Raw genomic sequence first — 10107 nt, 5'->3', positions numbered from 1 at the left:
TCTGAAAAGATTGTTCTTTTTTGTTTTTTCTTGTTCATAACATGATAAATAAAAAAAGTACGAATTGTTTTCAAAAAAATCACGATTAGACATACACCCAATAGCGAATTGCAACATACATATTAATCAGGATGCCATGAAAAAGAGTATTTAGAAAATTGTATACAGATTGAAAGGTAAGGGCAGAATGGATGTATGGAGGTGGAGGGATTGAGTTCATTTTTAGCAGCTAATTTTCATAATGAAACGTGCGTTATTTGTGAAAATCTAAAACCGAAAGGCATACATCTATACACATCTTTTATTTGTACGGAATGTGAAAATGATTTAGTACAAACAGATACAAATGATCCAAAATATAAATACTTTCTAAAACAATTAAGAAAAATAACAACTCCAGAAATATTTTCTTAATAAGTCCTTAATGGGCTTTATTTTTTTGCTAAAATGAATGAGATACTTAGAAGGAAGTAAAATGGATGAACATACAAATAAAAACACCTTTGTACGCTGCTTTAATGGAGCATGTAAACAAGAAACCTATTTCTTTTCATGTCCCAGGGCATAAATATGGTTCTATTAATCCATCTGAAGCCAATCCCTTTTTTGAACAAATATTAAAAATTGATGCGACGGAGTTATCAGGTTTAGATGATTTGCATTCGCCCGAAGGGGCAATATTTGAAGGAGAGGCCCTTTTAGCCGAGCTTTTTCAAACGAAAAAAAGTTACTTTCTTGTGAATGGTTCCACCGTCGGAAATTTAGCAATGATTATGGCAGCATGCGGGGAAGATGATATCGTTCTTGTTCAAAGAAATTGCCATAAGTCTGTTCTAAATGCACTAAGCCTTGCGAAAGTCAGGCCTGTCTTTTTAGAACCTGAATTTGACCAAAATTGGAAGGTTGCTGCGGGAGTCAGTATTGAAACAGTCAAAGAGGCCGTCCAGATTTATCCAGAAGCAACTGCGCTGATTCTGACCTATCCGAACTATTATGGAATGAGTTATGATTTACAAGGAATTACTCAACAAGCGCACCAGCATCATATTCCTGTATTAGTAGATGAGGCTCACGGACCACATCTTATTATTGGTAGTCCTTTTCCGGCTTCAGCGCTTCAATTAGGGGCAGATATGGTTGTTCAATCAGCCCACAAAACACTTCCGGCGATGACAATGGGGGCGTTTTTACATGTTAATAGCGGGCGGATAAACGAGGACGAGGTAAAGGGATACTTGGAAATGTTTCAATCAAGCAGCCCCTCCTATCCCATAATGGCGTCCCTGGACATTGCAAGGAATTACTTAGCTACATATGAACGAAGGGATTTAGCCTTTTTGCTAACTGAAATTGGACGCTTTAAGGAGCAATTAAATAATGTCCCTACCATAAAAGTGTTAGAATATCCAAATAGTCTTGGTGATCCTTTAAAAATTACCATTCAGTCCCGTTGTGGATTAAGCGGATTTGAGCTCCAAAGGAGACTGGAAGAATTCTCTGTCTACACAGAATTAGCGGATCCATACAATGTGCTCTTTATTCTGCCTTTATTAAAGGAAGGACAGTGCTATCCTTTCGATGAAACCATCTCAAAAATAAAAATGGCGTTTGAGGACCTGCCCCATGGTCATTTAATCGGGGAATTTCAATTGGATAACCAGAAAATTTCTACGTTAGCGATCCCCTATAAAGAAATGACGAACGTAAGGGTTAAGGATATACTTATGACAGAGGCGCTGGGAAATGTTTGCGCTGAAGCAATTATTCCCTATCCCCCAGGAATCCCTCTGCTTTTAAAGGGTGAAAGAATTACAGCGGAAAAACTCAGCCAACTTAATCGGCTGCTGAAATCGGGAGCAAGATTTCAAGGCGGCTCCGCATTAAGGCAAGGTTTGATAAAAACATTTTGTACAACTTAAGATATGGACAGTTTTGGAGGTTTTACTTTGAAGAAGAGCGGAATATTTATTACTTTTGAAGGTCCGGATGGTGCCGGGAAAACAACAATTATAAATATGGTTGCCAAGCAGCTTGGAAATGTATTATTGACGAGGGAACCAGGCGGGATTGATATTGCTGAGCAAATACGTCGAGTCATTTTAGATAAAGAGAATACGGCAATGGACCCGCGGACAGAGGCACTGCTCTATGCCGCAGCACGAAGACAGCACCTGATTGAAAAAGTAAAACCGGCATTAGACGCGGGGAAAGTAGTCCTCTGTGACAGGTTTGTTGATAGTTCTTTGGCCTACCAGGGCTATGCACGCGGCTTAGGCATTGATGAGGTATGGACGATTAATCAATTTGCAATTGAGGATTTGATGCCCGAGTTAACCATTTATTTTGATATTGAACCGGAGATAGGCTTAAAGCGCATCAACAAAAATAAAGGAAGAGAAATTAATCGCTTGGACCTAGAAAATCTTGAATTCCACCAGCAGGTTAGAGAAGGCTATCATCAATTACTAGAGCGCTTTCCAAATAGAATCGTCAAAATTGACGCTTCAGGGACGATGGATGTGGTATACAACAAAACATTACAGCTGCTAGAAGCAAGACTCATGGAAAAAAGGCCTTCACAGTAAGGCCTTTTTTAATTATGAAGAAATGTTTTAAAGAATAAATAGAGATTCCCTGCTATTACGAATGTAAGCAATCCAATAAGCTGTTATAATATAGGAAAAGCAATCTAGAATTAGGATAAATAGAGGAGAGGATGATTCAAATGAAACTTATCATAGCTGTTATACAAGACCAGGATAGCAATCGGTTATCAAAAGCATTAGTAGAAAATAACTTTAGGGCAACAAAACTAGCTAGTACAGGTGGATTTTTGAAATCAGGCAACACGACCTTTATGATAGGCACGGAGGATATTCGCGTTGACCGGGCTCTCCAGATTATTAAGGATAACTGCAGGTCTAGAGAACAGCTAGTTGCCCCTGTTTCACCAATGGGCGGGAATGCAGACTCGTATGTCCCATATCCTGTGGAGGTCGAGGTTGGCGGAGCAACGGTATTCGTCCTGCCGATTGAGCAATTTCTGCATTTTTAACAGAAGCACTATCGATATATTTTAATAAAGTAAGTGAGTGATTAGCTTGGTTAAAACATGGGATCAACTAGAAGAGTTTCAGCCAACTGTGTTGAAAATGCTAAAAAATAGTTTAGTGAAAAATCGGGTGGCCCATGCGTACCTATTTGAGGGTATAAGAGGAACTGGGAAAAGGGAAATAGGACTTTTACTGACAAAGGCCCTATTTTGCACGTCGGTCATCGATGGCTTTAAACCATGTGAGGCATGTAATAATTGCCGGCGAATTAGTAATGGCAATCATCCTGATGTCCATCTCGTAGAGCCTGATGGGTTATCGATCAAGGTTGACCAGATAAGAAGCTTACAGGCTGAGTTTTCCAAAAAGGGTGTAGAATCCTTAAAAAAGGTTTATCTGATTTCCCATGCTGACAAAATGAGTGTGAGCGCTGCAAATAGTTTGTTAAAGTTTCTTGAGGAACCGAATCCAGGAACAACGGCTTTTCTGTTAACCGAACAGCCGCAGCAAATTTTACCGACCATTCTTTCAAGGTGTCAAATACTAGCATTCCATCCATTATCACCCCAGGTAATGATCAAACAGCTGGTGGAAAATGGCGTTGCACCAGCAAAGGCACCGTTACTAGCCCAGCTAACCAATAGTTTGGACGAAGCACAAAAATTAAATGTCGATGAATGGTTTGCACAAGCTCAAAAAATAGTGTTAAAATTATATGAGGTGTTGGGAAAAAATCCATTGGAGATTATGGTTTCACTCCAAGCTGATTGGTTTTCACACTTTAAAGAAAAGGAACAGATTCATCGCGGTTTAGATCTATTACTTCTTATTTTTAAGGATTTACTATATATACAATTAGATAAGCAGGAGCAAATTGTTTTCATAGCGGAAAATGAGCGGTTAAAGCAATTTGCATTAAAAACATCCGGGAAGCGCTTATCGGATCAAATGTCAGCTGTTCTTGATGCAAAAAGGAAGCTCGAGAAGAATATGAATCCACAGCTAATGATGGAACAGCTTGTGTTAAAATTGCAGGAGGGATCTTCATTTGTATGATGTTATAGGAGTACGCTTTAAAAAGGCGGGGAAAATCTATTATTTTGATCCTGGAGACCTCTCAATCGAAAAGGATGACTTTGTGATTGTCGAAACAGTCCGCGGAGTTGAGTACGGAAGGGCAGTTATTGCAAATAAACAGGTAGAGGAGCACGATGTTGTCCTCCCATTAAAAAAGGCGGTTAGGATTGCCGACCCTAAGGATCGAATGATTGTTGAGGAAAATAAGCAAGCGGCTCAGGAAGCATATGAGGTTTGCAATGAAAAAGTGAATGAGCATCAACTGGATATGAAGCTAGTCGATGTTGAATATACCTTTGACCGTAATAAAATAATCTTCTATTTTACTGCAGATGGCAGAGTTGATTTCCGCGAACTTGTGAAGGATTTAGCAGCAATCTTTCGGACACGAATAGAATTGCGCCAGATTGGGGTTCGCGATGAGGCGAAAATGCTCGGCGGCATTGGTCCTTGTGGAAGAATGTTATGCTGCTCGACCTTTTTAGGGGACTTTGATCCCGTTTCAATCAAAATGGCTAAGGATCAAAACCTTTCTTTAAACCCTACAAAGATATCTGGATTATGCGGGCGGCTTATGTGTTGTTTAAAATATGAAAATGATGAATATGAGTCTGCTAAAGCACTGCTGCCGGACCTTGGGGAAATCATTGAAACACCACAGGGGAAAGGGAAAGTGGTTGGCTTGAATATATTAGAGCGGGTACTTCAGGTAGAACTAAAGGAACAGGATCGGGTTCTGGAGTATACTTTGGAAGAGATCATAAAAGAAGGTGCCTTTTCTATACAATCCACAGATTAAGAGGTGTGCGACGTGGATAAAAAGGAAATATTTGAATCAGTGAGTAATATGGAAACACAAATTGGCAATCTTTATCAACAGCTAGGAGAATTAAAGCAGCATTTAGCCGAAATACTAGAAGAGAATCACTACTTAAAGCTTGAAAATGAGCACTTAAGGCGCCGTTTTAATGTAGCCCCGGATGAAGAGAAGAAAGAATCAGACAATAAAAAGGGGATAACTTCCGCTGATTCACATGGTGTAAAGCCATTTGATGTTGGTGAAGGATATGATAACCTCGCCCGTCTTTATCAAGAAGGGTTTCATATTTGTAACCTTCATTTTGGGAGTTTGCGGAAGGAAGGCGATTGTTTATTTTGCCTTTCCTTTCTTAATAAGAAGTAACTTTAAAGAGGCTGACCAAATCAGCCTCTATTTTCATACACTTTTAGCTAGGGGATGGATAGTTGTGGTTAATTTGAAAGAGGATGAGCGGCTTGATTACTTACTTGCTGAGGATTTAAGGATCATTCAAAGCCCGTCAGTGTTTGCCTTTTCGCTGGATGCCGTCCTTTTGGCAAGGTTTGTGTACGTACCAATTCAAAAAGGGAACTTAATTGACCTTTGCAGCGGAAATGGCGTAATCCCCTTGTTTTTAAGTGCAAGGACAAAGGGCCAAATTACTGGTGTTGAAATACAGGAACGTCTTTACGATATGGCGGTAAGAAGCATCGAATATAACGGGCTTCAAAATCAGCTTCAGATGATCCATGGGGATATCAAGGAAATACCGAAGCGGCTTGGGTACGGGAAGTTTGATGTTGTAACCTGCAATCCGCCCTATTTTCCAACACCGTCTAAGGAAGAAATCAATCCAAATGAACATCTTGCCATTGCCCGTCACGAGATTCTTTGTACATTAGAGGATGCCGTCAAGGCCTCAAGTCAGTTAGTAAAGCAGGGTGGCAAGGTGGCCTTTGTTCATCGCCCGGGAAGATTAATGGATATCATTACACTGATGCGTGAATACCGACTTGAGCCGAAACGGATTCAGTTTGTTTACCCAAAGAAGGGGAAAGAGGCCAATACACTTTTAGTGGAGGCAATTAAGGATGGCAGCCCTGATTTAAAAATCTCTCCGCCGCTGATTGTTTATAATGAAGAAGACGAATACACTCCGGAAATAAGAGAGATTTTATATGGAGAATCATGATCACTTCTTTTATGTACTCCTTTGCAAAGACGGAAGTTTTTATGGCGGCTATACAACTAACCTTGAACGCCGGATTAAGCTGCATAATGAGGGAAAAGGGGCAAAATATACCCGGGGCAGGGGACCAGTGAAGTTAGTCTTCAGTAGAGGCTATGATAATAAAGGTGATGCGTTGAGGGCGGAGTACCAGTTTAAGCGCTTAGCACGGAAGAAAAAGGATGAGTTTTTACTTAGGGAAGCGGGTGTTAATGATGTGGCAGCAAAAGAGCTTTGAGAACGAGCAGCATAAAGGGATTCTTTATCTTGTTCCCACACCGATTGGAAATTTGGAGGATATGAGCTTTCGTGCAATTAGAATTTTAAAAGAGGCAGATTTAATTGCCGCAGAGGATACAAGAAATACAAAAAAACTATGTAATTACTTTGAAATTGGCACACCGGTTGTCAGCTATCATGAACACAATAAGGAAACAAGCGGAGAGAAATTAATTCATAAAGTGAAGGAGGGGCTAAAAATTGCCCTTGTCAGCGATGCCGGGATGCCGACCATTTCAGACCCCGGATATGAGCTCGTTACGGCAGCTATTAGTGAAAAAGTACCGGTTGTCCCATTACCGGGGGCAAATGCCGCCCTCACCTCCTTAATCGCTTCAGGACTGTCCTGCCAGCCCTTTTACTTTTACGGCTTTTTAAATCGTAACAAAAAGGATAAGCGCGCTGAATTAGAAGGTTTGAAATGGCTATCAGCAACGGTGATCTTTTATGAATCGCCGCACCGGCTTAAGGAAACGTTAGCAGCTATGAAAGAAGTCCTTGGAAACAGGAATGTTGCTCTCTGTCGGGAGTTAACAAAAAAGTACGAGGAATTTATTAGAGGCAGTCTAGAAGAAGTAATTGGCTGGGCGCAGCAGGATGAAATTCGCGGCGAGTTCTGTATTATTGTTGAAGGTACGGAAGAGCAAAAGCAGGAAGAAGCCAGCTGGTGGCACCATTTATCGCTTGAGGATCATGTAAATCACTACATTTCAGAAAAAAACATCGCTTCAAAAGAGGCAATAAAACAAACAGCCGTTGACCGCGGACTTGGCAAAAGGGAAGTTTATCAGGCTTATCATGTCGAAAATGAAGAATAGCAGAATAAAAAATCCAGCACTATTTATAAAGTGCTGGATTTTCATTTTATTTAGCTAATTCAAAATTGTTTTGGATTTCTTGGATTAATAGTTCTGCACCTTCGCGGCTAAGGATTAACTTACCGTCAGCCAGGGTCATATTATCATCAGAAACTTCACCAGTTACTTGGCAAGTCATATTCGGCTTATATTTTTTTAAGATAATGCGCTCATCATCAACGTAAATTTCAAGAGCATCCTTTTCTGCGATACCAAGAGTACGTCTTAATTCAATCGGAATAACCACACGACCTAATTCATCAACTTTACGAACAATACCTGTAGATTTCATTTATTATTATCTCCTCTCGTATATAAACAATTTTCTCTTTTTTTATTCGCCATTATTCGACAAATTTTTCATACCCTTATAATACAAGAAATTCCCATATCCGTCAATTATTTAATTTAAAAAAATAAAAGAAATATTTACCTGTATGAATAATCGTTGATTTAAAGGTTACAACTGGCTATTTATTAAAAATAAACACCTTTTTAACATTATATTAGCGTAATTGAAAAACCAATTTATTTAGAGATTATTCGACAAAAATCAACAAAAGGGAGTTCTCAACTCCATAGGTTTCGCAAGGATAGAGGTCTTTTATGGGTGTATAAGGAAATAATTTTAAAATACTGGTATTTCCGCAAAGCGGTTTCTTGCACAAAAGTTGGTTTTTCGGTATATTTTGATGATAGAAGAGGGAAAAAAGAGGCAATAATGGTTACATAGGGTTTAGAATTGCCTGCCTAATGGAGGGATTTAGATGGAGAAAAAATTAAAGACTTTTTATCTGACGACACCGATTTACTATCCAAGTGGAAACTTACATATTGGACATGCGTATACGACGGTTGCTGGTGACGCGATGGCTCGTTATAAGCGGATGCGCGGCTTTGATGTTATGTATTTAACTGGTACGGATGAACATGGGCAAAAAATCCAGCGGAAGGCAGAAGAAGCGGGAATCACCCCGCAGCAGTATGTCGATGGGATTGTCGATGGAATTAAGGACCTATGGAATAAGCTAGATATTTCCTATGATGACTTTATTCGGACTACTGATGAAAGACATAAACAGTCTGTAGAAAAGATTTTTGCCAGACTCCTAGAACAAGGTGATATTTATCTTGATCAATACGAGGGCTGGTATTGTACACCTTGTGAGTCCTTTTTTACCGATCGTCAGCTCGTGGATGGAAATTGTCCGGATTGCGGCAGACCAGTTGAAATGGTAAAAGAAGAATCGTACTTTTTTAAGATGAGCAAGTATGTCGACCGTCTTTTACAATACTACGAGGAAAATCCAGAGTTTATCCAACCTGAATCTCGAAAAAATGAAATGATTAATAATTTTATCAAACCAGGCTTAGAGGATTTGGCAGTATCAAGGACGACGTTTGATTGGGGCGTAAAGGTTCCAGGCGACCCGAAGCATGTTATTTATGTTTGGATTGATGCCCTTTCCAACTATATTACCGCCCTTGGATATGGGACAGAGAATGACCAAAGGTATTTAAATTACTGGCCGGCAGATGTTCATCTTGTTGGGAAAGAAATTGTCCGTTTCCATACGATCTATTGGCCGATTATGTTAATGGCCTTAGATTTACCATTGCCAAAGAAAGTGTTTGCCCATGGCTGGCTGTTGATGAAGGATGGAAAGATGTCCAAATCGAAAGGGAATGTGGTGGACCCGGTCACCTTAATCGATCGTTATGGCCTTGATGCCCTTCGCTATTACCTGTTAAGAGAAGTACCATTTGGTGCAGATGGTGTTTTCACACCTGAAGGGTTTGTCGAAAGAATTAACTTTGATTTAGCCAATGATCTTGGAAACCTGTTAAATCGTACGGTGGCGATGATTGAGAAGTACTTCAACGGTGTTATTCCTGAGTATTCTGGATCCGTTGGTGAATTTGATGCTTCCTTACTGCAAGTGAATCGTGAGACCGTTCTAAAATACGAAGAGGCAATGGAGAAAATGGAGTTTTCAGTTGCATTAACTTCCATTTGGCAATTAGTCAGTCGGACAAATAAATATATTGATGAAACAAAACCATGGACATTGGCTAAGGACGAAGAAAAAAATGGAGAGCTTGCTAGTGTAATGGTTCACCTAGCCGAATCACTTCGTAGGACTGCGGTTCTTCTCCAGCCATTTTTGACTCGGACACCTAATGAAATCTTCAAGCAGTTAGGTATTCAAGATATGACCCTTAAAGCATGGGAGAGTCTTAACGATTTTGGTGTGATTCCAAGTGGTACAAAGGTTGAAAAGGATAACCCTATTTTCCCAAGGCTTGAAATTGCAGAGGAAGTGGCATTCATTAAGACTAAAATGCAGGGGTCGGAACCTGTTGCGGAAGAAAAGAAAGACGAAAAGCCTGAAGAAAAGCCTGAGGAAATTGAGGAAATTTCCATTGATGACTTTATGAAAATTGATTTGCGTGTGGCAGAAGTCATTCAGGCCGAGCCAATTAAAAAGGCCGATAAGCTGCTGAAACTCCAGCTTGATCTTGGTTATGAGAAACGCCAGGTTGTTTCAGGGATTGCCCAATATTACAAACCGGAAGAATTAGTCGGCCGTAAAGTTATTTGTATTACGAATCTAAAGCCAGTAAAGCTACGCGGTGAACTGTCACAAGGAATGATCTTGGCTGGTTCAAAAGACGGCGTTTTAGCGCTTGCTTCAGTGGACCAAACCCTAGCAAACGGAGCGAAGGTAAAATAAATAAATATGAAAATTGTCTAGCTTTAGCAACCAGCGGCTAGTGGACTTCGCTCTTTTCCCTACGATAAGTCAAGCACGG

The 10107-nt window shown here is 40.0% G+C and carries 12 protein-coding genes; 11 read left to right on the top strand and 1 reads right to left on the bottom strand.

The window, feature by feature from the left end; all coding sequences use genetic code 11:
- Positions 1 to 195 precede the first annotated feature (195 nt).
- From BSO02S_RS25445 to rsmI, 10 genes are all read left to right on the top strand, one after another.
- Positions 196 to 414, top strand: a complete 219-nt coding sequence (locus BSO02S_RS25445; protein ID WP_066074710.1) for a sigma factor G inhibitor Gin — start codon at positions 196 to 198, stop codon at positions 412 to 414.
- Positions 415 to 479: 65 nt separating this feature from the next.
- Positions 480 to 1919: an aminotransferase class I/II-fold pyridoxal phosphate-dependent enzyme gene (locus BSO02S_RS25440; protein WP_066074707.1), complete on the top strand. Its 1440-nt coding sequence runs from the start codon at positions 480 to 482 to the stop codon at positions 1917 to 1919.
- Positions 1920 to 1946: 27 nt separating this feature from the next.
- A complete protein-coding gene (gene tmk / locus BSO02S_RS25435; protein WP_235847013.1) occupies positions 1947 to 2585 on the top strand; it encodes a dTMP kinase in 639 nt (212 codons plus the stop codon).
- 140 nt (positions 2586 to 2725) lie between these two features.
- Positions 2726 to 3055, top strand: coding sequence for a cyclic di-AMP receptor DarA (gene darA / locus BSO02S_RS25430; protein WP_066074700.1), 330 nt, complete (start codon positions 2726 to 2728; stop codon positions 3053 to 3055).
- Positions 3056 to 3101: 46 nt separating this feature from the next.
- A complete protein-coding gene (holB, locus tag BSO02S_RS25425; RefSeq protein WP_066074697.1) occupies positions 3102 to 4109 on the top strand; it encodes a DNA polymerase III subunit delta' in 1008 nt (335 codons plus the stop codon).
- Positions 4102 to 4929, top strand: a complete 828-nt coding sequence (locus BSO02S_RS25420) for a PSP1 domain-containing protein (protein WP_066074694.1) — start codon at positions 4102 to 4104, stop codon at positions 4927 to 4929. The genes holB and BSO02S_RS25420 overlap by 8 nt, the downstream gene beginning before the upstream one ends.
- 12 nt (positions 4930 to 4941) lie before the next feature.
- On the top strand, positions 4942 to 5313 hold the full coding sequence (yabA, locus tag BSO02S_RS25415; RefSeq protein WP_066074689.1) for a DNA replication initiation control protein YabA: 372 nt from the start codon (positions 4942 to 4944) through the stop codon (positions 5311 to 5313).
- A 64-nt stretch (positions 5314 to 5377) separates the two neighbouring features.
- Positions 5378 to 6121 carry a tRNA1(Val) (adenine(37)-N6)-methyltransferase gene (locus BSO02S_RS25410; protein ID WP_066074685.1) on the top strand — a complete coding sequence of 248 codons (744 nt, stop codon included), beginning with the start codon at positions 5378 to 5380 and terminating at the stop codon, positions 6119 to 6121.
- Entirely contained in the window at positions 6108 to 6395 is a 288-nt protein-coding gene (locus BSO02S_RS25405) for a GIY-YIG nuclease family protein (RefSeq protein ID WP_066074682.1), read from the top strand. Before BSO02S_RS25410 ends, BSO02S_RS25405 begins: the two co-directional genes overlap by 14 nt.
- Positions 6373 to 7254, top strand: coding sequence for a 16S rRNA (cytidine(1402)-2'-O)-methyltransferase (rsmI, locus tag BSO02S_RS25400; RefSeq protein ID WP_066074713.1), 882 nt, complete (start codon positions 6373 to 6375; stop codon positions 7252 to 7254). The genes BSO02S_RS25405 and rsmI overlap by 23 nt, the downstream gene beginning before the upstream one ends.
- A gap of 46 nt (positions 7255 to 7300) precedes the next feature.
- On the opposite strand, the gene abrB is transcribed toward rsmI, so the two are convergent.
- Entirely contained in the window at positions 7301 to 7585 is a 285-nt protein-coding gene (gene abrB, locus BSO02S_RS25395) for a transition state genes transcriptional regulator AbrB (RefSeq protein WP_066074679.1), read from the bottom strand.
- Positions 7586 to 8060: 475 nt separating this feature from the next.
- Between abrB and metG the strand changes: the two genes are divergently transcribed.
- Positions 8061 to 10028 (top strand): methionine--tRNA ligase, encoded by a 1968-nt coding sequence (gene metG / locus BSO02S_RS25390; RefSeq protein WP_066074674.1) that lies wholly within the window; start codon positions 8061 to 8063, stop codon positions 10026 to 10028.
- Positions 10029 to 10107: the final 79 nt, after the last annotated feature.

The sequence above is a fragment of the Neobacillus soli NBRC 102451 genome (assembly GCF_001591665.1).
Taxonomy (GTDB): Bacteria; Bacillota; Bacilli; order Bacillales; family Cytobacillaceae; genus Neobacillus; species Neobacillus soli.
Note: the sequence above shows the minus strand (reverse complement) of the source record. Positions and strands in the feature narration are given on the sequence as shown.